This window comes from Rhodococcus sp. SORGH_AS_0303, assembly GCF_030819335.1.
GTDB lineage: Bacteria > Actinomycetota > Actinomycetes > Mycobacteriales > Mycobacteriaceae > Rhodococcoides.
In genome coordinates, this window is the sequence record NZ_JAUTBO010000001.1 from 3,021,263 (window position 1) to 3,045,838 (window position 24,576).

Sequence of the window (24,576 nt, forward strand, 5' to 3'; positions counted from 1 at the left end):
ACCGCCTCTGCGGTGACCAGGAGGTTCCCATGTCAATCGTCGAAACCAGGTCCGCCCCGTCCCCCTCGCCCGCACCGTCCGGTGTCGCCCGACCCGAGGTCTGGTTCCTCACGGGCAGCCAGAGTCTGTACGGTCCCGAGACTCTCGAGCAGGTGGCGGTGCAGTCCCGCACGATCGCCGAGAAACTCGACGATGCACTGGGTGTGACGGTGGTCTGGAAGCCGGTGCTCCTCGACGCGTCGTCCATCCTGAACCGGATGCGCGAGGCCAACACGACCGACGACTGCATCGGGGTGATCACCTGGATGCACACCTTCTCCCCCGCCAAGATGTGGATCGCCGGCCTCGACGCCCTCGACGTGCCCCTCCTGCATCTGCACACGCAGGCCGGGATGTCGCTGCCGTGGTCGACCATCGACATGGAGTTCATGAACCTCAACCAGGCCGCGCACGGCGACCGGGAGTTCGGTCACATCCAGTCCCGCGTCGGTGTGCTGCGGACCACCGTCGCCGGACACGTCGACGATCCCGCCGTCGTCCGGCGCGTCGAACAGTGGACGTGTGCGGCGCGCGGTCGCGCCGACATGCGGTTGCTCCGGCTGGCGCGCTTCGGCGACAACATGCGCGACGTGGCCGTCACCGAGGGCGACAAGGTGGAGGCTCAGCTGCGGTTCGGTGTCTCCGTTAACACCTACGGTGTCAACGATCTCGTCGAGGTCGTCTCCGCGGTGGACGAGGCCGCGGTGTCCGCCCTGGTCGACGAGTACGTCGAGACCTACGACGTCGCATCCGCGTTGCGGCCGGGCGGCGATCGACACGAGTCGCTGCGCTACGGCGCACGGGTCGAGGCGGGCATGCGACAGTTCCTGACCGAGGGCGGATTCGGCGCCTTCACCACGAACTTCGAGGACCTCGGCGGCCTGCGTCAGCTCCCCGGACTCGCGGTCCAGAGGCTGATGGCCGACGGGTGGGGCTTCGGCGGCGAGGGCGACTGGAAGACCTCGATGTTGTTGCGCGCCATGAAGACCATGGCCATCGGGCAGCCCGGCGGCACGTCGTTCATGGAGGACTACACGTACCACCTCGTGCCCGGCGAGGAGAAGATCCTGGGGGCACACATGCTCGAGGTGTGCCCGTCCATCACCACGGCGACCCCGACTCTCGAGATCCATCCGTTGTCGATCGGCGGGCGCGAAGATCCCGTACGACTGCGCTTCACGGCGGATCCCGGCGCCGGCATCGTCGTGGGCATCTCCGACGTCGGCGAACGGTTCCGCCTCACCGCCAACGTCATCGAGGTCGTCGAGCCGGACGAGGCGCTGCCCTCCCTGCCGGTGGCCTGCGCCGTGTGGAAACCGCAGCCCTCGCTGTCGGTGTCCGCGGAGTCGTGGCTCACAGCCGGCGCACCGCATCACACGGTGCTGAGCACCGCGCTCGATCTGCCGGTACTGGAAGCGTTCTCGGACATGATCGCGGTGGAGCTGCTCACGATCGAGGAGGGCACCACCACACGAGACTTCCAGCGCACGTTGCGCTGGAACGCGGCGTACCACCGACTGGCCGCCGCGTTGTGAGCCGACCGGTCAGCGGTAGACGACGGTGACCGGTGCGTGGTCGGACCACCGCTGGTCGTAGGTGTCGGCCCGCTCGACCACGGCGTCCTTCGCACGGTCCGCGAAGTCCCGGGTGGCCATCTGGTAGTCGATGCGCCACCCGGCGTCGTTGTCGAAGGCCTTGCCGCGGTACGACCACCAGCTGTAGGGCCCGTCGACGTCCGGGTGGAGCGCTCGCATCACGTCGACCCACGCTCCCGACTCACCGACGAGAGCGTCGAGCCAGGCGCGCTCGCTCGCCAGGAAGCCGGACTTGGTGCGGTTGCCCTTCCAGTTCTTCAGATCCCGTTCGGTGTGCGCGATGTTCCAGTCGCCGCAGACCACGTGATGCTCGCCCGAGGACGCGAGCGCCGCGAGACGGTGCTCGAACGCGGCCATGAACCGTTCCTTGAAGTCCTGCTTCTCGGTGCCCACCTCACCGGACGGCAGGTAGAGACTGGCGACGGTGACGGCCGGATCTGCTCCGACGGCCGGGAAGCAGGCCTCGATCCAGCGCCCCGCGTCGTCGAACTCGGCGCTCCCGAACCCGACGACGAAACTGTCCGCAGGAACCCGCGACAGGATGGCGACACCGTTGCGGCCCTTCGCGGACGGCTCGGCGGACACGAGATGCCAGCCCTCGCCCAGCGCGGGAGCGAGGCAGGCGAGCAGCTCCTCGTCCGTCGCCCGCGTCTCCTGCAGGCAGACGATGTCCGCCGCGGACTGCTCGAGCCACTCGAGCATGCCCTTGCGCACCGCGGCGCGCACTCCGTTGACGTTGACCGACGTGATGGTGTGAGACACCGCAGCACCGTATCCGACAGGGCGGACAGGACCGTCAGGCGGCGAGACGAGCGTCGGTGCGACGCTGCATCGCCACCGACGTGGCCAGAACGGCGATGCCGGCGATCGCGAGACCGGCACCCACCACGGCCGGCGCCGTGTAGCCGAAGCCCGCGGCGATGACGGCGCCGCCGAGGGCGGCCCCCAGCGCGTTCGCGAAGTTGAACGCCGCGTGGTTGAGCGAGGCGGCGAGGGTCTGCGCATCGGCGGCCACGTCCATCAGTCGCGTCTGCAGTCCGGGCACGATGGCGGATCCCGATGCGGCGATGAGGAACACGACGATCAGAGCGGTCACCGGGTTGTGCGCCGCGGCGACGAACACCGCCAGGCTCACCGCGACGGACGTCATCGCCAGGAAGAGCCCGGGGACGAGCATGCGGTCCGCGATCCATCCGCCGGCCATGTTGCCGACCACCATGCCGAGGCCGTAGATCATCAGCGCCAGGGGCACCGCGGCCTTGGACAGACCGGCCACGTCCGTCAATGTCGTGGCGATGTAGGTGTACACGGCGAACATGCCGCCGAAGCCCACCATGCCCACGAAGAGGGTCATCCACACCTGCGTGCGCCGGAAGGCGCCCAGCTCGGTCCGCGGGTTCGTGGTGGGCATCGAGTCCAGTCGCGGCAGCCACACCGCGAGGGCGGTGACGGTGAGGGCACCGATGACGGCGACGATGCCGAACGCGCTGCGCCAGCCGAACGCCTGGCCTATCCACGTGGCCGCCGGCACACCGACGACATTGGCGACGGACAGTCCCATCATCACCATGGCCACCGACTTGGCACGCGCACCGGGATCGGCGAGGTGGGCGGCCACCAGCGCTGCCACACCGAAGTACGCGCCGTGCGGCAGTCCGGCGACGAAGCGGGAGGCCATCAGCTCGTGGAAGCTGGGCGCGAACACCGTGCCCAGGTTGCCGAGAGTGAACGCCACCATGAGGGCGAGAAGCAACGTCCGCCGCGGCACCCGCGCCGCGAGCGCGGCGATGACGGGCGCACCCACCACGACACCGACGGCGTAGGCGGAGATGAGGTGGCCGGCGCTGGGCTCGGACACCCCCATCGTGGTCGCCATCTCCGGGAGCAGGCCCATCGAGACGAACTCCGTGGTGCCGATGCCGAAACCGCCGAGCGCGAGCGCCAGCATCGCGACGCGTCGGCGGCGCACCCGCAGCCGATCCGCCGCGGGGTCCGCGGCAGCAGCGGGAAGGACGTCGAACGCGACGGAGGGGGGTGTCACGAGCTCACTTTCGGGTCTGCGCCCGTCGTCGATCGTTCATGATCGATTCAGAAGCGCTCGGGTGGTCAAGGACGACGGGCGCCCCGAGAGGCGCCCGATCACCTCACCAGTCTGACCGTCGGCAGGATCATTCGCCAATCGAACGATCGTGAGTTCGGCCACCCTCGTGTCGTCGACACCCGACCCGCTACCATTCCCGCCAAGGTCATGAGTGCCAGCATCGAGCCCCGGCTTGCTGGCCGGCAACCCTCCAACCGCGGTGGGGTGCCCCGGGTGATGACCGGGTTACTCGGCCCGCACGGGCCGAGAGCAAGCGCGGGCCCGTCTCCTCGGGCCCACCGACCGACGATCTCGGAGGTACCCATGTTCTCCCACCGACTGTGTTGTAGCCGGCGATAGGCCCCGACCCTTCTCTCCACGAAGATCGGCTCGCCTACTGCGCTCTGCACACGGTGAGGTGCCTCTCGTGCTGCGGGCGTGGCGGCTGCCGACGTGGACCCCACTCGAGCACTCCACTCGAGCACCACCCCCACGAGGAGCACGACACCCATGACCGATCACACTTCCGACACCGGTGCCACCGAGGGCGACGTCGTCGACGCAGCCGGAGCACCCGTCGAGGATCCGGCACTGAACTGGAGCTTCGAGACGCGGCAGGTGCACGTCGGACAGGTTCCCGACGTCACCACCCACGCGCGCGCCCTGCCGATCTACCAGACGACGTCCTACACGTTCGACAACACCGACCACGCCGCCGCGCTGTTCGGGCTCGCCGAGCCGGGCAACATCTACACCCGCATCATGAACCCGACGCAGGACGTCGTCGAGCAGCGCATCGCGTCGCTCGAGGGCGGCGTCGCCGCACTGCTCGTCTCGTCCGGCCAGGCCGCCGAGACGCTGGCGATCCTGAACATCGCCGAGACCGGCGACCACGTCGTCTCCAGCCCCCGTCTGTACGGCGGCACGTACAACCTCTTCCACTACACGCTGCCCAAGCTGGGCATCACCGTGTCCTTCGTCGACGATCCGGACGACCTCGACCAGTGGGAGAAGGCCGTCCGCCCCGAGACCAAGGCGTTCTACGGCGAGACCATCTCCAACCCGAAGAACGACATCTTCGACATCCGCGGAGTGTCCGACGTGGCACACCGCCACGGCATCCCGTTGATCGTCGACAACACCGTGGCGACGCCGTATCTGATCCAGCCTCTGAAGCACGGTGCGGACATCGTGGTGCACTCGGCCACCAAGTACCTCGGCGGCCACGGCACCGCGATCGCCGGCGTCATCGTGGACGGCGGTGGCTTCGACTGGACACAGGGTCGCTTCACCAACTTCACCACCCCCGATCCCAGCTACCACGGTGTGGTGTTCGCCGATCTCGGCGCTCCGGCCTTCGCACTCAAGGCCCGCGTGCAACTGCTGCGCGACATCGGCGCGGCGGTCTCCCCGTTCAACGCGTTCCTCATCGGCCAGGGCATCGAGACACTGTCCCTGCGCCTCGAGCGACACGTGCAGAACGCGACGGCGGTCGCACAGTTCCTCGAGCAGCGCGAGGAGGTGACCAGCGTGAACTACGCCGGGTTGCCGTCCTCCCCGTGGTACGAGCGCGGACAGGAACTCGCCCCGCGCGGAGCGGGTGCCATCGTGGCGTTCGAACTCGCGGGCGGTGTCGACGCGGGCAAGCGTTTCGTGGATGCGCTGGAGCTGCACAGCCATGTCGCTAATATCGGAGACGTGCGTTCACTGGTGATCCATCCCGCGTCGACGACGCACTCGCAGTTGACGCCCGAGGAGCAGCTGGCCTCCGGAGTCACTCCGGGCCTGGTGCGACTCGCAGTCGGTATCGAGGGAATCGACGACATCCTGGCCGATCTGGAGAAGGGTTTCCGGGCCGCATCTTGACACTCGATCTCCACTCGCCTGCCCGTCCGTCGGCATTTCCGCCGGCGGACGGGCAGGTGGGCACCGTGCACATCGGCGACGTTCCCCTCGAGAGCGGACGCGTGGTTCCCGACGCGACGGTCGCCGTGCAGCGGTGGGGCGAGGTCTCGCCCGCGCGGGACAACGTCGTTCTCGTCCAGCACGCGCTCACCGGGGACTCGCACGTCACCGGACCGGCCGGACCGGATCACCCGTCGCCCGGGTGGTGGACCGGCATGGTGGGTCCCGGCGCACCCCTCGACACCGATCGCTGGTGCGTGGTGGCGACGAACGTGCTCGGCGGGTGCCGAGGTACCACGGGTCCCGCGTCGCTCGATCCGGACGGTGTCGCGTGGGGATCCCGATTCCCGGCCATCTCCATCCGCGACCAGGTGGCGGCGGAGCGCATGGTCGCCGACGCCCTCGGCATCGACCGCTTCGCGGCGGTCGTCGGCGGCTCCATGGGCGGTATGCGCACTCTCGAGTGGCTGGTCTCCTACCCGGACCGTGTCGCCTCGGCACTGGTACTCGCCGTCGGTGCGCGCGCGTCCGCGGACCAGATCGGCACCCAGACCACGCAGATCGCCGCCATCACCGCCGACCCCGACTGGCAGGGCGGTGACTATCACGCCTCCGGTCGCGCTCCGCGTGCCGGACTCGCCGTCGCTCGGCGCATCGCGCACCTCACCTACCGCACCGAGCACGAACTCGACGCCCGGTTCGGCAACGAGCCCCAGATCGGCGAGGACCCGCTGAACGGCGGGCGCTACGCGATCGCGAGCTACCTCGAGCATCAGGCGACCAAGCTCGTCGACCGCTTCGACGCCGGGACCTACGTGCTGCTGTCGGAGGCCATGAACCGGCACGACGTGGGCCGCGGGCGAGGCGGGCTCGAGGCGGCCCTGGGGTCGGTCCGCACGCCCACCATCGTGGGCGGCGTCGACTCCGACCGGCTGTACCCCCTGCGGCAGCAGCAGGAGATCGCCGATCTGATCCCCGGGTGCGACGGGTTGCGCATCATCTCCTCGCGCGACGGCCACGACGGCTTCCTCACCGAGCCCGACGCGGTGTCCACGATGCTCGTGGCCACCATGGCGTTGGCCTCCGACGCACTCGCGGCGAAGGACTGACCCTCACGCTCCCCTGAGCTTGGCAACTCTCACAAAGAAACCTGAAGTCCTTGAGGACGAGGGAAATCAAGTTTCTGGTTTGTTAGTGTTCGACATCGTGTGGTCTGCACCGCAGCGCTCGACGCTGCGGTGACCGAAGGGCCCACCGTGGGGATGCGAGCGAGCCGGGGGAACAGCATGTCGGACGATCACCCGGGCTCGGGCGCGGGAGCGGACGACTACACGGAGGTCTTCGATCTCACCCGCGCGCAGCGGGACATGTGGTTGCTGCAGGAACTCGACCCCGAGGTCACCTTCGCCGTCGCGCACTACATGGACATCCGCGGCCCGCTCGACGTCGACCTTCTCGAGCAGGCCATGCGCCTCGCCACTCTCGACACCGGCTCGATGCTCACCCGACTCGTCACGAGTGACGCGCAAGACGAGCGCGTCGACTCCGACTCGCTCCGCCAGCGGCTCGACCTCTCGCTCCTCGACATCGACCTCGATCGCATCGACGTCAGCGACGACGAGTTTCCCGAGGAGGCGGCGGCCGAGATCATGACGGAGTTCACCCGTCCCCTCGACATGTATCGGGACGCGCTGGGCTACACCGCCGTCATCACCCTGGCCGAGGACCACCACTACTGGTACGCCCGCGGCCATCACGTGGCCATCGACGGCTACGGAGCCTCGGTCGCCGCCGCTCGCACCGCCGAGATCTACACCGCGCTGGTACGCGGCGAGGATCCACCGCCGTCGCGAGCACGGCATCCCCGAGCCTTCGCCGAGGCCGAGGCGCGCTACCGGGCGTCGTCGCGGTACGAGCGCGATCGAGCCCACTGGGCCGGTCTGCGCGACGTCCTCGGCGAGCCGGTCTCGATGTCCGGGCGGGTCGCGCCGCCGTCCGCGTTCAACCACCGCTGCGACACGCTGCTCGGTACCTCGGCGGACCGGACGGTTCACGACGCGGCGGAGCGTCACGGATCCACCGTCGCGGTCGTCGTCGCCGCCGCGTTCGCCGCGTTCCTCGCGCGTGTCACCGACACACCCGACGTCGTCCTGACGATGCCGATGGCCGCCCGCGTGACGTCGTGGATGCGCGAATCGGCGTCCATGGCCGCCAACGCGGTACCCGTGCCCGCGCACTGCGGCGGCGGCGTCGACATCGGCTCGGTGGTCCGCGAGGTCGGGAACCGCGTCAGCGAATCACTCCGTCACCAGCTGCTTCCCGCCTCGGAGATCGCCCACCTGCTCGGTGCCCCCGGCGTCACCCTCGGTCCCACCATCAACCTCATGATGTTCGGCGAACGTGTGGTGCTGGGCGACATCCCGGCCGATCTCGAACTACTGACCTCCGGACCGACCGCGGACATGGCCGTGACGGTGCACGAGAGCACCACCACGGGTCGCCTGCGGGTGGACCTCGAGGGCAACCCCGCCCTGTACACGGCCGACGAACTGGTCGTCCACAGCGAACGGTTCGCCCGCTTCCTCGTCGACTTCGCCGAGGCCGACGTCGACACACCGCTGCGCGCGCTGTCCCTCGTGACCGACGAGGACCGCGCCGCCGTCCTGCCGGCACTCGATCCGCTGGTGCCGCCGTTCGCCACGTTCGCCGACATCCTCACGCACGGGCTGGTGCTGGGCGAGAAGGTGCCCGCCGTCGTCGACGGCGACATCGCACTCTCCTATCCCGAGCTCGACCGCCGCTCGGACGCCCTGGCCCGCGAGTTGCTGGATCTGGGTGTCGGTCCCGACGTCATGGTCGTGTCCGCGCTCCCCCGCTCCCACGCGTCCGTCACCTCGGCCTGGTCCATCGCGAAAGCGGGCGGCGCGTACGTGCCGGTCGACCCCGCCCTGCCTGCCGACCGGATCACCACCATCATCGGCGACAGCGGCGCACTGGTCGGCATCACGACGAGCGCACTGGTGAATTCGCTTCCCGCGCTGGTCGAATGGGTCCTCGTCGACGAGGACAGAGCACCGCTCACCGGCGAGGGCCTCGTCGGAGCACGGCGCCCCGGACCGGACGACCTCGCCTACGTGATCTACACCTCCGGCAGCACGGGGACGCCGAAGGGCGTCGCGGTGACGCACCGGGGCTTCGCCGCGATGACGTACGCGGCCGTCTCGGCGCACCGCCTGCCGCGCGGCGCGCGGGTGATGCACTTCGTGTCACCGGGATTCGACGCCTCCGTCCTCGAGATGGTGCTGGCCTTCGGGTCCGGCGGGACGCTGGTCGTCGTGCCGACCGACGTGCACGGGGGCGAGGAGCTGGCCGAGGTGCTCGACTCCCAGCGCATCGACGCCGGTTTCATCACGCCCTCGGCCCTCGCCACCGTTCCTGTGGCGCCGGGCGCGCGTCCGCGTGCCATCGGAGTCGGCGGGGACGTCGTCCCGGTCGCGCTGGTGGACGAGTGGGCGCCCGGACGCCGGATGGTCAACGTGTACGGGCCGACCGAGAGCACGGTGGCGGTGACGTTCGGTCCCCTGGTCGCCGAACACGAGGTGGAGCTGGGGTCGCCCTACCCGGGTATCCGCGCCTTCGTCCTCGACAGCTCGCTCGCACTGACACCGCCCGGCTGTGTGGGTGAGCTCTACCTCGGCGGTACCGGCATCGCTCGCGGGTACCTCGGCCGTACCGCCCTCACGTCCGAACGTTTCGTCGCCGATCCGTTCGGACACTCCGACAGGCTCTACCGCACAGGCGATCTGGTGAAGTGGACCTCCCGCGGCACCCTGGTCTACCTCGGGCGCCGGGACAGCCAGGTGAAGGTGCGCGGATTCCGGATCGAGCTCGGCGAGATCGAGGAGGCGCTGCGCGCGCTGCCCGACGTCGCGGACGCCGCCGTGGTGGTCCGCGGTGACGGCACCCTCCGCACCGTCGAGGGCTACGTGCGCATGACGCACGCGGGCGCCGTCGCCGACACGCTGCTCGACGATCTCGCTCTTCTGCTCCCCCACTACATGGTGCCGAACCGGCTCACGATCCTGGACGAGATGCCGTTGACGCCGAACGGCAAGATCGACAGGCGACGCCTCCCCGAACCGCGTGCCCGTGAGAGCCGTCCCGCACGCGCTCCGGAATCGGAGAACGAACTCCTGGTGGCCAGCGTCCTCGCCGACGTCCTCGGCCTCGACGACGTGGCCGCCACCGACGACTTCTTCGAACTGGGCGGCAACTCCCTGCTCGCGACGAGGGTCGCCGCCCGGATCTCCGCGGTGGGGGGCCATGCCCTCGGGGTTCGCGAGGTGTTCCGGCATCCCGTGGTCGAAGCGCTCGCACTGCACCTGGACGACGGCACCCCGTCCACCGGCGATCAGGACGGGCCCGTGCCCGTCGACCGTTCCGTGCCGATCCCCGCCTCGCCGTCCCAGCGCAGCATGTGGTGGATCGAGCAGTACCGGCCGTCGGCGACCTATCACGTGCCGCTCGCTCTCCGCGTCACCGGTACGTTCTCGGTCGAGGCGGCGCGGGCCGCGCTTCTCGACGTCCTCGATCGTCACGAGAGCCTGCGCACACTCTTCGACCGCGACGACGCCGTCGACGGCCCCGTGCAGCGTGTCCTCGACATCGACACGGCCACAGCTCTGTTCGATGTCGACGTGCTCGACGCGCCGGACACGGACGCCGTCCTCCCGGCACTGACGGACGTCGCCTCCCGCCCCTTCGATCTCGCCGTCGACCTGCCCTTGCGCGCCCGGATCGTCCGCGTCGCCGGCACGTCCGGACCGGCGGCCGATCACGTCCTGGCTCTCGTCCTCCACCACGTGTGTGTCGACGGGTGGTCGCTCGGCGTGCTGGCCACGGACCTCGTCGTCGCGTACTCCGCGCGGCTCGAGGGTCGCACCCCGGCGTGGTCCCCGCTGCCCGTGCAGTACGCCGACGCCTCGGAATGGAAGCGGCTGGCACTCGGATCCGCGGACGATCCGGAGTCGGCTCTCGCGACGTCCGCGGCCTGGTGGGCCGACGCGCTCGCGGATCTCCCCGACGTCCCCACTCCCGGTGCCGATCGCCCGCGTCGCGCGGAACCGTCCGGACAGGGCGCGACGGTGTCCGTCGTCCTCGACGGCGATCGTGGAGTGCACGTCGATGCCCTCGCCCGCCGAGTCGGCCTGTCCCACTTCATGATCGTGCACGCCGCACTGGTCCTGGTGCTGAGTCGCTCCGGAGCAGGCGACGACGTCACCATCGGCACCGCCGTCGCCGGACGCGATCACCCGGACCTCGACGGGGTCGTCGGCATGTTCGTCAATTCCGTGGTGCTGCGCACCGTGGTCGACGGCGCGGCGACCGTCGCCGACCATCTCGACGCCGTGCGGGCGGCCGACCTGGACGCGTTGGCCCGAGCGGACATGCCCTTCGACACCCTCGTCGATCTCCTCGACCCACCGCGCACTCCGGGCCGCCACCCGCTGTTCGACGTCATGCTCACCACCCGCAGCACGCCGGACACGTCGGGCGCGGTGGGCGATGCACGGGTGACCGCCCACGGGATCGACGTCGCGCGGGCGAAGTACGACCTGGAACTGGTGCTCGACGAGTCACCCGGGCATGCCGGCCCGCGGTCGAGCATCGATCTCACCTATGCCACCGACCTGTTCGACGAGCGCACCGCGCGGGCAGTCCTCGATCGACTGCTGGCCGTGCTCGACGCGATCGCCGCCGACCCCGATGCGCTCGTCGCCGACATCGACGTCCTGCTGCCTCCCGAGCGCGCGGCGACGGTACCGATGCGGGAACGAGCGCGAGCTCGGTCGACGGACTCGACCTCCGCGCTCGACGCTCTCGTGGCGCATCAGGCCGCGGTCACTCCGGACGCGGTGGCCGTGGTCGAAGGCGACCGGCGGACCACCTACGCAGAGCTCGAGGCACTCGTCGCCCGCGGCGCCGCACGCCTCGTCGACAACGGCGTCTCCGCCGACACGCGTGTGATCGGCCTGCTGCGACGCTCGACCGAGTCGGTGGCCGCGATCCTCGCCGTCTCACGCGCCGGCGGTGCCATCGTGCCCGTCGATCCCGACTACCCGGCGGACAGGCGCTCGTTCATGGTGCGGGACAGCAAGACGCTGCACGCCGTCTGCTCCGATCCCTCGGACGTCCCGAGCGACGGCTTCCTGTGGTCCACGACCGACTCACTGTTCGCCGAGGAGAACGTCCCGACGTGTCCCGACGACGGTGGCTGGGTGGTTCCGCTCGGCTGCACGGCGTACGTCACCTACACGTCGGGAACGACCGGACGCCCCAAGGGCGTCCAGGTCACACGTCAGGGATACGCGAACATCACCAGCGAACTGGTGCACGCCTACGGGGCGGACACCGACGCCCGCGTGCTCGCCTTCGCCTCTCCCAGTTTCGACGCCTCGATGCTGGAACTGGGCCTCGCCTTCGGATCCGGAGGCGCGCTGGTGGTGGCGCCCCCCGGAGTCGTGGGCGGTACGGAACTGGCGACGCTGCTGCGCCGCCACGACGTGACGCACTGCTTTCTCACCCCCTCCGTCCTGTCGACGCTCTCCGCCGACGACCTCGTCCCCGGCGACCCGGTGCTACTGTCCGCACTCGGCGTCGGCGGCGAGAACTTCGGCTCGGAACTGCTCGATGCGGTCGCGCCCGGACGCACCGTCATCAACATCTACGGGCCCACCGAGACCGCGATCTGCACCCACGCCAGGACGCTGCACGAGGGTGACGACGTCGCACTCGGGCGCCCCGTCGCCGGGATGCGGGCAACCGTGCTCGACGCCTCGCTGCAACCGGTGCTGCCCGGAGTCGAGGGCGAACTGCACCTCGCCGGAGTACAACTCGCACGGGGTTACCTCGACCGGCCGGGCCTCACGGCGACACGCTTCGTCGCCGACCCGTTCGGCCCGCCGGGAAGCCGGACCTACCGCACCGGCGACCTGGCCCGGTGGACCTTCGCGGCCGATCCCGACAGCACCGAACCGGTCGTCCGCATCACCGGTCGCAGCGACTTCCAGGTCAAGATCCGTGGTCTGCGGATCGAGCTCGGCGAGATCGACGCCGTGCTCGCGTCGGCACCGGGTGTCGGTGGAGCCGTCACGCTGACGACGCCCGGACCGACCGGCGAGACCCTGCTCGTCTCCTTCGTCCATCCCGTCGTCGACGAGTCGGCCGCCCTGCGATCGAGCGATCTGCTCCGCCTCGCCCGCACTCGACTGCCGCGTCACATGGTGCCCACCGCGATCGTCGTCGTGGACGCGTTTCCGCTGACACCGGTGGGCAAGCTCGACCGTGCGGCGTTGCCGATGCCGTCCGCCCTCGTCGACGAGGACGACCGCGCTCCCGGAACCGCCGCGGAGGCAGCCCTCGCGGGTGTGCTCGCGCAGGTCCTGGGAGTCGAGCGGGTCGGTGTCACAGCGGACTTCTTCGCGCTCGGCGGAACGTCGCTGACCGCGACGCGCTACGCCGCACGCATCACCGAGGTCACCGGTGTGCCCGTCGCCGTGCGCACCATCTTCGATCGACCCACGGTCGCCGAGCTCGCCGAACTGCCCGAGTTCACCGACCTGACAACAGATCCGGGCACCCTCCCATCGGCCGCCGCGGTGACACCCGCGGAGCGACCCGATCCCGTCCCGCTGACGCCGGCGCAGCTGTCGATGTGGTTCTCGTCGAAGGTGGCGAGCACCGCCACGGCGTACACGATCGTGGCCGGACTGCTCGTGGAGGGTCCGCTCGACGTCGACGCCGTCGGTGCAGCCGTGAACGACGTGGTCGCGCGGCACGAATCGCTGCGCACCGTGTATCCCACGGTCGCGGGCGAGCCGGTGCAGGTGGTCCTCGACGCCGCTCCCGTCTCCGTCGAGCTGGTCACTCCCTCCGACTCCGACCTCGATCCGTCGGCGCCCGAGGTGCAGGCGGCACTCGACGACGTCGCCCGGCGACGGTTCGATCTCGCGATCGAGGCTCCCGTCCGTGCCGTCGTGGTGCGCCTGTCGGAGCACAGCCACGTCGTCGGCGTCGCGGTCCATCACATCGCCGCCGACGGCGAATCGGTGGCGCCGCTCACCACCGACCTGCTGCTGGCCTACGAGGCTCGCCGCACGGGAGTCGCACCGGTGTGGCCGACGGAGCCGGTGCAGTACATCGATCACGCGCTGGCACTCACACTCTCGGTGGGCAGCGCCGACCACACCCGCGCCGTCGACTTCTGGCGCTCCGCCCTGGACGGTGCTCCCCCCGTGCACTCGGTACCTCTGGACAGCCCGCGCCCCGACCGGCCCACCGGCCGCGCCGACGTCGTCGACGCGGTCCTGAGTCCGCAGGTCCGCGAACGCGTGCTGGCCTGTGCGGCCGATCACCGCGGTACCGAGTTCATGGTGGTGCACGCAGCACTGGCCGCCGTGCTGGCCGCGCACACCCCCGGGGTCGACCCGCTGCTCGGAACGGCGGACGTCGTCGTCGGCACCCCCTACGCGGACCGCGCCGGAGCCGAGTCGATGGTCGGCATGGCGGTGAACACCCTCGCGCTGCGGGTGCCGGTGTCGTTGGCATCCACCTTCGACGAGGTCGTCGAGCTGGTGCGGGACCGGGATCTCGCGGCGCTCGACCATGCCGCGGTTCCGTTCGAGACGCTGGTGTCGACACTGCAGCCCGAGCGTCATCCGGCACGCCACCCGATCGTCCAGATCATGCTCTCGGTCCACGCCGCTCCGCCGCTGCACCTCGACCTCGGCGGGCGCACCGTCTCCGCGCTCCGCCTGCCCGTGGAGCGATCCGCCTTCGATCTCGTCGTGACCGTCCGCGCCCGGACGGACGGTGGTGCCGACGTGTCGGTCACCTATGCCCGAGACCTGTTCCTGCCCAGCACCGCTCGTCACCTGGCCGACGCCGTGGTGGACACCTTGGACCGCGCCACGTCCGATCCCGCACTGTCGATCGCGAGCCTCACGGGCCCGTCCCGCCTCCCGTCCGAGACGGAGCTCCTGGACGTGCTGGTCGAGCGTGTCGCGCGCAACTCCCCGGAGCGCGTGGCCGTAGTCGCTCCCGAGGGCACCCGCACCTACGGTGAACTCCTCACCGCTGCAGACGCTCTCGCCGACCGACTCCGCGCAGCCGGCGCCGAGCCCGGACGTACCGTGGCGCTCGCGATGAGCCGGTCCGCGTCCTCGGTGACGGCGTTCTGGGCCGTCGCGAGGACCGGTGCGACGATCCTCCCTCTCGATCCGACGTATCCCGAGGAACGTCTGAGCTACATCCTCGACGACGCGAAACCCGTCCTGGCATTGCGAGCGGCCTCGGATCCCGTGGTCGCGCCGGACGCCGTCAGGTGGTGGACCCTCGACACCGACGGAACGCCCGATCACCCCTCCACGCCCGACGCGGCCCTGCCGGCCGCGGTCCGGCGCAGCCTCGACGACGTCGCTTACCTCGTCTACACCTCGGGAACGACCGGGCGCCCGAAACCCGTCGGCGTCACCCATCGCGGCATCGAGAGCCTCGCCGTCGCCCTCGGAACCGCGTTCGACACCGACCGGACGTCTCGCGTCCTGCACGCGGCGTCACCGGGGTTCGACGCGGCGATCCTCGAGATGTTGCTGACGGTGATCCGCGGATCGACGTCCGTGGTCGCGCCGCCCGCCGCCTACGCCGGCAGGGCGCTCGAGGCCCTGATCGAGCGTGAGCGCGTGGACGTGCTGTTCCTGACGCCTGCCGCGCTGGCGACCCTGGATCCTCACACCGTGTCCGGCGTGCGGTCGGTGGGCACCGGCGGCGAGGCGCTTCCCGCGGCTCTGCTCGAGGCGTGGGCCCCGGGTCGCCGCATGGTCAACGCCTACGGCCCCAGCGAGACCACGGTGGCGGCGACGACGGGCGTCCAGCGCGCCGGCCGCGCACCCCACATCGGACTCGCCGTGCCCGGGACCGCCCTGCGCGTGCTCGACACGTCACTTGCCGAGGTCGCCGACGGCGACGTGGGTGAGCTGTACGTCTCCGGACCCGGAGTGGCACAGGGCTATCCGGGACGCCCGGGGCTCACGGCGGCACGCTTCGTGGCCGACCCGTCCGGCCGCCCGGGCGGCCGGACGTACCGCACCGGCGACCTGGTGCGGGTCGCATCCGACGGCATGGTCGAGATGACGGGCCGATCGGACACCCAGAGGAAGATCCGCGGTGTCCGCATCGAACCCGCCGAGGTGGAGGCCGTGCTGGCCGCACATCCGGCCGTGACGTCGGTGGCCGTCGTCGTCGAGGAGAACTCCGTCGGCGCGGCGCTCGCGGCACACGTCACGGTGCACGGCACCGTCGACTCCGCCGCCCTGCGGAGCTTCGCCGCCGAGAAGCTCCCCCGTGCCCTCGTCCCCGCGACGGTCACCGTGCATTCGTCGTTGCCGCGCACCCCGCACGGCAAGGTCGACCGACGCGCACTGCTCATCCCCCTGGGCCGGCTCGAACCGCTGGCTCCAGATCATCTGAGCGCCGCACCTGCCCGGGCGACCACCGCCACGGCGATCGCGCCCGCCCGGTCGTTGCTCGACACCGTCCGGAGCGTCTTCGCCGACGTGCTCGGGGTGGACGCCGTCGACCCGGACGACGACTTCTTCGCTCTCGGCGGGAACTCCCTCGCCGCGGTGCGGGTCATGGACGTCCTACGTGAGCGCCTCCGTGCCGACATCGCTACCGACGTCGACCCCGATTCCATCGACGTCACCTGGTTCTTCGACGCAGCCACCCCGGCTGCGTTGTCCGCTCGCTTACAGGAGCTGATCATGCTCGACGACAATCACGGCACCCGAGGCGACGGCGGCAGCCACGCGAACGGTTCCTCCACGAACGGCTCGGGCACGAATGGGTCCGCAGCCAACGGAACCGCGACGAGGACCGGATCACACGCGGCACCCCCGCCCGTCGCCGAGCCGTCCGCTCGCACCCCGAAGCCACCGGTCCGCCGCACCAGCACCGACGCGGTGCTGCCGTTGCGTGCCGGCGACGACGGTGTGACTCCCCTCATCTGCGTGCATCCGGCGATCGGGCTCTCCTGGAGCTACACCGGACTGCTGCCACACCTCGATCCGTCGATCCCGGTGCTGGGTCTGCAGGCCCGCGGCATCGGCATCCCCGCACCCGAGCCCGCGTCGGTCGCGGAGATCGCGCGCGACTACGTCAACACCGTGCGCGCCCAGTTCCCCACCGGCCCCTACCGACTCCTCGGGTGGTCACTCGGCGGTCTCATCGCCCACGCGATGGCCGTGGAGATCGAGAAGCTCGGCGACGAGGTCGAACTGTTCGTCATGGACGCGTATCCCCTCGCCGGCAGCGACCGCCCGCGCACCGAGATGTCCGTGGCGTCGCTGATGCGTGAGTTCCTTCCTCTCGAGGTGACCGTCGACGACGACATCGATCTCGACGAGGCCATCGCCATGATCCGCGGCGCGGGGGGACCGACCGCCCATCTCGACGAGGGGCAGATGCGACGGCTGTACGAGCGCTACCAGCTTTTCGTCGACCTCGGCCACGACCACACCCCGGCCCGGTTCTCGGGCGATCTCCAGTTCTTCTCCGCGACCGTCGATTCCGATCCCACCCTCACGCCGTGGGCATGGCGGCGCTACATCGCCGGGTCGATCACCGACTACCCCGTCGACGTCCCGCACAACGCGATGGGCACGCCGGACGCGCTGGCCGCCGTCGCACGTCGCCTCGGCGGTGTGCGTCCGGCGCTGCTCGCCGGTGCCCGGTGACCGCCGGACTCTCCGGAGGAGCGACTCTCGCCGTCGACGTCCGATCGTTGGTCAAGGACTACACGGGACGACGTAACACGCACCGGGCCCTCGACGGCGTCGACCTCACGGCCGCTGCGGGACAGGTCACCGCGGTGCTCGGCCCCAACGGCGCAGGCAAGACCACCACCGTGCGGATCGTCGCGACACTGATTCGGCCCACGTCGGGTTCCGTCCACGTCGCGGGCGTGGACGCCGTGAAGGACCCGCGCACTGTGCGTGGGCTCATCGGGCTGTCCGGCCAGTACGCCGCCGTCGACGGTCGGCTCACCGGCTACGAGAACCTCCGTATGCTCGGGCGGCTCTACGGGCTCAGCAGCCGAGACGCACGCGCGCGGGCGCGCGAGCTCCTCACCCGGTTCCGCCTCGACGACACGGGAACCCGCTCGGTCTCCACATTCTCCGGCGGTATGCGCCGTCGTCTCGATCTGGCGGGCGCGCTGGTGGCGCGGCCACCCCTCATCGTGCTCGACGAACCCACCACCGGTCTCGACCCCCGCAGTCGGAACGACATGTGGGACATCGTCACCGACCTCAAGGCGGACGGAACGGCAGTGCTGCTCACCACCCAGTATCTCGAGGAGGCCGACCGACTGGCCGACGCGATCGTCGTCGTCGACGGCGGTGTCGTCGTGGCCAGGGGCACCCCGTCCGATCTGAAGTCGCGCGTCCGTCCGCCGTCCGTCGAGGTGCGCCTCGCCGACCCTCGTGACCTGCGCCTGGCAGCGGATCTGCTCCCGCGGATGAACTTCCGCGTGCACCGCGCCTCTGCGTCTGCCGGGTGGTTCACGGTGGATGCGCCGTGGGGCAGCGAATCCATGGTCGACGTGCTGAGTCGCCTGCACGGCACCGGTATCCGTGTCGGCGACGCGCGGGTGAACGTGCCCGATCTCAACGACGTCTTCTTCCAGTCGACCGGTAGCGCGTCCCCCGCCGCCGCCCTCGCGACGGCCACCGCATGACCGCCGAACTGGTCGGTCCCCGCGGAGTCCGGGAGCAGAACGCCTCGAGCTTCCTCGTCGACTGCGTGACCATGACCCAGCGCAACCTGCTGACCATCCTGCGGGTCCCACAGTTGTTGCTCGGAGCGACGATTCAGCCCCTCATGTTCGTCCTGCTCTTCAGCTACGTCTTCGGCGGAGCACTGGGCGGTGCCACCTACCGCGAGTTCCTCATGGGCGGCATCTTCACGCAGACCGTCGTGTTCAGCGCCGCGTTCACCGCCATCGGGCTCGCGACCGACAGCAAGGAGGGCATCGTCGACCGGTTCCACTCGCTGCCGAATGTCGCGTCTGTCCATCGTGCTGGGGCGCACTCTCTCCGACATGCTCGTGTCGGTGGTGAGCATCGCCGTGATGATCGGCGCGGGCTACGCCGTCGGGTGGCGTATCCGCGGGAGCGCTCTCGACGCGCTGGGCGCCGTACTGCTGCTGATGTTCTTCGGCTTCGCCATGTCGTGGATCGGCGCCGTGGTCGGATCCGTCGCCAGCACTGCCGAGAGTGCCCAGAGCGCGCTCATGATCATTCTGTTCCCGATCACGTTCATCTCGTCCGCGTTCGTGCCGTCCTCGACGCTGCCGGGTCCGCTCCGCGCTGTCGCACAGTGGAATCCGATCACCTCGGTGGCCCGGTCGACGCGCGAGTCGTTCGGCAATCCCACCGCGCCGTCCGTCGCGATCCGCGAGCCGATCAACTGGGCGTCGACACACCCGATGCTGTACTCCGTGATCGTCTCGCTGCTGATCCTCGCGATCTTCGTCCCGTTGACGTTACGGGTGACCCGCTCACGCGAGGGCTAGTCCGTCCCGAGCGGATCGATCGAGACGGCGAGCCACACCACCGCGCTGCCCACAGCAGCCAGGGAGAAAGTGTCGAAGGCGCGCGACCGCACGGCCAGGATCCCGACACGCTCACTTCCGAGGCACAACCGGCACGCGGCGGCGATCAGGGTCGCGACACCGAACACGAACGCACCGCGGCGCCACCGGTCGGCGAGCACCAGGACCACGGCGACGACGATCACCAGCACGACGGCGACCACCGGAATGCTGCGCCGGAGCATGTCCCGCGCCGGCCTCCGCCGCGTCGGCTTTCTCACGAACGGCCGGCCTCCGGCCTTCCCGCTCATGACGAGACCGACTCCGATGCGGCCAGCATGCGCTCCGCGCGCTCGACGACGTTGCTCAGCAGGAACGCGCGCGTGAGGGGTCCGACGCCGCCGGGATTCGGGGACAGGAAGCCGGCGACCTCGTCGACACCGTCGGCCACGTCGCCCTTCAGCCCGTCGTCGGTGCGTGAGACGCCGACGTCGATGACCGCGGCACCGGGCTTGACCATGTCCGGGGTGATCAGTCCGACGACGCCGGCACCGGCGACGACGATGTCCGCGCGCCGCACCTCGGTGGCCAGGTCACGGGTACCGGTGTGGCACAGCGTCACGGTGGCGTTCTCGGAGCGCCGGGTGAGGATGAGCCCGAGAGGCCGGCCGACGGTCACGCCGCGTCCGACGACGACCACATGAGCACCGGCGATGGGGACGTCGTAGCGACGCAGCAGGTGCACGATGCCGCGGGGAGTGCACGGGAGGGTGGAGTCCTCGCCCAGGACCAGTCGGCCGAGGTTGACGGGATGCAGGCCGTCGGCGTCCTTCTCGGGGTTCACGCGTTCGAGGGCGCGGTTCTCGTCCAGGTGCTTCGGCAGCGGGAGCTGCACGATGTAGCCGGTGCAGGCCGGGTCGGCGTTCAGCCCGTCGATGACGGCGTCGAGCTCGTCGCTGGACACGTCCGCCGGGAGGTCGCGCCGGATGGAGGCGATGCCCACCTTGGCGCAGTCGTTGTGCTTGCCTCGCACGTAGGCAGCGGAGCCCGGATCGTCACCGACCAGCACCGTCCCCAAGCCGGGGGTGATCCCACGCTCGCGCAGTGCGGTGACCCGCGCGGTGAGGTCGACGAAGATCTCGTCGCGGGTGAGTTTGCCGTCCAGTCGCGTTGCGGTCACACCGCACAGTTTCCCACGCTCGGGCAGGCGGGTGGGACGTGGCAGTCTGATCAGGTGTTCCGTCTGATGTTCCACGAACCGCGTATCCCGCAGAACACGGGAAACGCCATCCGCCTCGTCGCCGGTACGGGGTGTGAGCTGCACCTGATCGAACCGCTCGGCTTCGACCTGTCCGAGCCCAAGCTGCGGCGCGCCGGTCTCGACTACCACGATCTGGCGTCGGTCACGGTGCACCCGAACCTCGAGGCGGCGTGGGACACCCTCGCGCCCGAGCGGGTCTTCGCCTTCACCGCCCATGCCACCACGTCCTACGCGTCGGTGTCCTACCGGCCCGGCGACGTGCTGCTGTTCGGGCCCGAGCCCACCGGCCTCGCACCGGAGGTTCTCGCCGACCCCCATGTCACCGATCGCCTGCGCATTCCGATGCTCGCCGGGCGCCGCTCGATGAACATCACCAACGCCGCATCCGTCGTCGTCTACGAGGCGTGGCGTCAGTGCGACTTCGAGGGCAGCGTCTGAGCTTCCCGGACTGTCGAATGGCGTTTGTGCTCCGGTCGAGGGCGCGCGGAGCGGGATCCCGCCGGATCGGCGCGCGAGAGGAGCAGAACGCCCACCCATCGGTGGATCAGCGGAAGTCTCGGGAGCGCAGCAGCACTCGCAGGTCCAGCGTCTCGAGCTTGTCGGCCACCAGCGTCACGACGCCCTCGGCGTTCTGCACGATGCCCCGGATGAACAGGGCCTGTGACAACTGCGCCGCCGAGCGGTATTTCTGCCACAGTCCCACCGAGCAGACCACGTTGATCATCCCCGTCTCGTCCTCGAGGTTGATGAACGTGACGCCCGCCGCGGTGGCCGGACGTTGGCGGTGGGTGACCGCGCCGGCCACGAGCACCCGATCTCCGTCGGCCACCGACAGCAGGCGGTCGGCAGGGACCACGTCCATCTCGTCGAGCCGCTCGCGCAGGAACTGGGTGGGGTAGCTGTCGGGCGAGACACCGGTGGCCCAGATGTCCGCGGCGGCCAACTCCCACGCACTCATTCCCGGGAGCGACGGCGCGCGGGTGGACGCACCCAGCGCCGGGAGTCGATCGGGGCGTTCGGCTGCGGCGGCCCCGGCTGCCCACAGCGCCTCTCGACGTGTCACACCGAAACACGCCAGGGCGCCGGCGGTGGCCAGCGACTCTGCTTGCGTGACGGAGAGTTCGACACGTCCGGTGAGATCGAGCAGAGACGTGAACTGCCCGCCGGACTCCCGCGCCGCCACGATCTTCTCGGCCAACGCCGTCCCGATGGACCGCACGTCCGACAATCCCAGGCGCACCTCGAGGCCGTTGTTCTCCACGGTGGCGTGGGCGAGACTGGCACGGACGTCCGGCCCGTGCACCAGGACACCGTGCCGTCGAGCGTCGGCCACCAACGATTGCGGCGAGTAGAAACCCATCGGCTGAGCGCGGAGCAGCCCGGCACAGAACGCCGCCGGGTGATGCAGCTTGAACCACGACGAGTAGAAGACCAGCGACGCGAAGCTCTGCGAATGACTCTCGGGGAAGCCGAAATTGGCGAAGGCGTAGAGCTTGTCGAAGATGCGGTCGGCCTTCGCGCCGGTGATGCCGTGTAGGTCGCGCATCCCGTCGTAGAAGCGTTGCCGCATGCGGTCCATCTTCTCCGGACTGCGCTTGGACCCCATGGCTCGACGCAGTTGGTCCGCCTCGGTGGCCGAGAACCCGGCGACGTCGACGGCCATCTGCATCAGCTGCTCCTGGAACAGCGGTACGCCGAGAGTGCGTTCGAGTGCCCGCTCGAGCGACGGGTGATCGAAGGTGACGGGCTCGAGTCCGTTGCGGCGCCGGACGTACGGGTGCACCGAATGTCCCTGGATGGGTCCGGGTCTGATGAGGGCCACCTCGACGACGAGGTCGTAGAACTCCCGCGGCTTGAGGCGAGGAAGCGTCGCCATCTGGGCCCGCGACTCCACCTGGAACACCCCGACCGAATCCGCGCGCTGCAGCATCTCGTACACCGCGGCCTCGCCGAGGTCGAGTTCGGCGAGATCGACGTGCAGTCCCTTGTGCTCCTTCACCAGGTCGATCATGTAGTGCAGCGCCGAGAGCATGCCGAGCCCGAGCATGTCGAACTTCACCAGACCCACTGCGGCACAGTCGTCCTTGTCCCACTGCAGCACGGTGCGGTTCTCCATGCGCGCCCACTCGACGGGGCACACGTCGGCGATCGGCCGATCGCAGATCACCATGCCGCCGGAGTGGATGCCGAGATGCCGTGGGAAGTTCTCGATCTGCGCGGCGAGTTCGAGCACCGGGAGCGGGATGCTGGTCTCGCGGGCCTCGGCGGACAGGTCTCGCCCCGGCACCCCCGACCAGCGGGTGATCTGCTTGCTCCACGCGTCCTGCTGACCCTGCGATGCCCCCAGCGCCTTCGCCATGTCGCGTACCGACGACTTCCCGCGGTAGGTGATGACGTTGGCCACCTGTGCCGCGTAGTCGCGGCCGTACTTGGCGTAGACGTGCTGGATGGCCTCTTCCCGACGGTCGGACTCGATGTCCACGTCGATGTCCGGCGGGCCGTCGCGCTCGACGGAGAGGAACCGCTCGAACAGCAGACCGTTGCGCACCGGGTCGACGTTGGTGATGCCGATCGCGTAGCAGACAGCGGAGTTGGCCGCGGATCCTCGCCCCTGACACAGGATGTCGGCCCTCTTGCAGAAGTCGACTATGTCGTGGACCACCAGGAAGTAGCCGGGGAAGTCGAGTTCGGTGATGACGGCGAGTTCGCGGTCGATCTGGGCGTAGGCCGCAGGTTCGTCCTCGCGTCGACCGTAGCGTCGCTCGGCACCGCGCATCGTCAACTCGTGGAGCCACGTGATCTCGGTGTGGCCCTCCGGCACGTCGAACGGCGGCAGCTGCGGCGCGATGAGGTGCAGGTCGAACGCGCACTCCTCCCCCAGCGCCGCGGCGTGGGACACGGCGGTGGGATACGCCGAGAACAGCTGCGCCATTTCTGCGCCGGAGCGCAGGTGCGTCCCACCCAGCGGCGGAAGCCAGCCCGACGCGTCGTCGAGGCTGCGCCGCGCACGGACCGCTGCCATGGCCATCGCGAGTCGGCGCCGACTCGGCCGCGCGAAGTGCGCCGACGTCGTCGCGATGACGGGCAGCGAGAGACGCGCGGCGATGTCCGCCAGGGCGTCGTTGCGGTCGTCGTCCTCCGCGATTCCCTGACGGGTCAGCTCCACCGTGACCCGGTCCCGACCGAACCTATCGACGAGTTCGCGTAGTGCCTGCTCTGCCGCCGCCGGCCCGCTCTCGGTCAGCGCACGTCGCACACTGCCCTTCCGGCACCCCGTCAGGATCTGCCAGTGCCCTCCTGCTGCGTCGGCCAAAGCATCGATGTCGTAGCGCGGACGCCCCTTTTCGCCCCCGGCGAGATGCGCGGTGGCGATCTCCCGGGAGAGCCGTCGGTAACCTTCCTGCCCGCGAGCGAGTACCAGCAGATGAGTTCCGTCCGGATCGGCTGCGCCGGTGCGTGATTCGGTCGGCATGCCCGGGTCACCGAGCGACAACTCGGACCCGAAGACGGTCTTCATCTCCAACTCGCGTGCCGCCTCCGCGAACCGCACGACGCCGTACATGCCGTCGTGATCGGTCAGCGCGATGGCGTCCAGACCCAGCCGTACGGCCTCCTCGACCATTTCCTCCGGCTGGGAGGCTCCGTCGAGAAAGCTGAAGGACGAGTGGGCGTGCAGTTCCGCGTAGGGAACGGTGTCACGCGGCCGCACCACCGCACCCTCGTAGGGATCACGCTTGCGCGACCACGCCGGACTGTCACCGCCGTCGCCCATCGCGAGCGGATCGATGACGCGGGGCTTTCCCGAGAGCAGACGCTCCATCTCGGTCCACGTGGGCGGCCCGTCGTTCCAGCCCATGACGCACCCCCACTCTTCGAACGTATGTTCCCATTGGACCATCACCTCCACTCCGACGGCAAGTCGACGGAAACCGTGGTCTCGCCCGGAACCACACCCCCACGGGGACACCCGGTACGAAAGGTGCCGAATGGTCCGCTTCCGTTGCACACTTCCTCTGGAAGCGACCATCGACGACGAAGAGGACATGCC

Annotated in this window: 11 protein-coding genes, 1 pseudogene and 1 riboswitch; of the genes and pseudogenes, 7 read left to right on the forward strand and 5 right to left on the reverse strand. The window is 69.9% G+C overall.

Features of this window, described 5'->3' with window-relative positions; translation table 11 throughout:
* The first annotated feature begins 29 nt into the window (after positions 1-29).
* Positions 30-1,574, forward strand: coding sequence for an L-arabinose isomerase (araA, locus tag QE449_RS14180; RefSeq protein ID WP_051612913.1), 1,545 nt, complete (start codon positions 30-32; stop codon positions 1,572-1,574).
* A 9-nt stretch (positions 1,575-1,583) separates the two neighbouring features.
* Here araA and QE449_RS14185 read toward each other — a convergent pair whose 3' ends face one another.
* Positions 1,584-2,336 (reverse strand): exodeoxyribonuclease III, encoded by a 753-nt coding sequence (locus QE449_RS14185; protein ID WP_373428393.1) that lies wholly within the window; start codon positions 2,334-2,336, stop codon positions 1,584-1,586.
* A 94-nt stretch (positions 2,337-2,430) separates the two neighbouring features.
* A complete protein-coding gene (locus tag QE449_RS14190; protein WP_027503756.1) occupies positions 2,431-3,582 on the reverse strand; it encodes an MFS transporter in 1,152 nt (383 codons plus the stop codon).
* Between the two features lie 296 nt (positions 3,583-3,878).
* Positions 3,879-3,997: riboswitch (SAM riboswitch) on the forward strand.
* Between the two features lie 227 nt (positions 3,998-4,224).
* Between QE449_RS14190 and QE449_RS14195 the strand changes: the two genes are divergently transcribed.
* The 5 genes and pseudogenes from QE449_RS14195 to QE449_RS14215 all read left to right on the forward strand — a co-directional run bounded on the left by QE449_RS14195 (position 4,225) and on the right by QE449_RS14215 (position 19,249).
* Positions 4,225-5,580 carry a bifunctional o-acetylhomoserine/o-acetylserine sulfhydrylase gene (locus QE449_RS14195; protein WP_081821014.1) on the forward strand — a complete coding sequence of 452 codons (1,356 nt, stop codon included), beginning with the start codon at positions 4,225-4,227 and terminating at the stop codon, positions 5,578-5,580.
* A gap of 56 nt (positions 5,581-5,636) precedes the next feature.
* Positions 5,637-6,728: a homoserine O-acetyltransferase gene (locus tag QE449_RS14200; RefSeq protein ID WP_222627242.1), complete on the forward strand. Its 1,092-nt coding sequence runs from the start codon at positions 5,637-5,639 to the stop codon at positions 6,726-6,728.
* Positions 6,729-6,905: 177 nt separating this feature from the next.
* The gene (locus QE449_RS14205) at positions 6,906-17,411 is read left to right on the forward strand and encodes a non-ribosomal peptide synthetase (RefSeq protein WP_307109008.1); all 10,506 of its coding nucleotides are present in this window, start codon (positions 6,906-6,908) and stop codon (positions 17,409-17,411) included.
* Positions 17,408-18,412: an ATP-binding cassette domain-containing protein gene (locus tag QE449_RS14210; RefSeq protein WP_056447647.1), complete on the forward strand. Its 1,005-nt coding sequence runs from the start codon at positions 17,408-17,410 to the stop codon at positions 18,410-18,412. The genes QE449_RS14205 and QE449_RS14210 overlap by 4 nt, the downstream gene beginning before the upstream one ends.
* Positions 18,413-18,483: 71 nt before the next feature.
* Positions 18,484-19,249, forward strand: a pseudogene (locus tag QE449_RS14215) (ABC transporter permease).
* Here the strand turns inward: QE449_RS14215 and QE449_RS14220 are convergent.
* Both QE449_RS14220 and QE449_RS14225 read right to left on the reverse strand, forming a co-directional pair.
* Positions 19,246-19,512, reverse strand: coding sequence for a DUF3017 domain-containing protein (locus QE449_RS14220; RefSeq protein WP_027503762.1), 267 nt, complete (start codon positions 19,510-19,512; stop codon positions 19,246-19,248). The pseudogene QE449_RS14215 and the gene QE449_RS14220 sit on opposite strands and share 4 nt — an antisense overlap.
* A 62-nt stretch (positions 19,513-19,574) precedes the next feature.
* Positions 19,575-20,447: a bifunctional methylenetetrahydrofolate dehydrogenase/methenyltetrahydrofolate cyclohydrolase gene (locus QE449_RS14225; RefSeq protein WP_027503763.1), complete on the reverse strand. Its 873-nt coding sequence runs from the start codon at positions 20,445-20,447 to the stop codon at positions 19,575-19,577.
* A gap of 54 nt (positions 20,448-20,501) precedes the next feature.
* Here QE449_RS14225 and QE449_RS14230 point away from each other — a divergent pair, with 54 nt between their 5' ends.
* Complete coding sequence (locus QE449_RS14230) at positions 20,502-20,966, forward strand: tRNA (cytidine(34)-2'-O)-methyltransferase (RefSeq protein ID WP_285188645.1); 465 nt, start codon at positions 20,502-20,504, stop codon at positions 20,964-20,966.
* 106 nt (positions 20,967-21,072) lie between these two features.
* Here QE449_RS14230 and QE449_RS14235 read toward each other — a convergent pair whose 3' ends face one another.
* Complete coding sequence (locus tag QE449_RS14235) at positions 21,073-24,384, reverse strand: error-prone DNA polymerase (RefSeq protein ID WP_307109009.1); 3,312 nt, start codon at positions 24,382-24,384, stop codon at positions 21,073-21,075.
* Positions 24,385-24,576 lie beyond the last annotated feature (192 nt).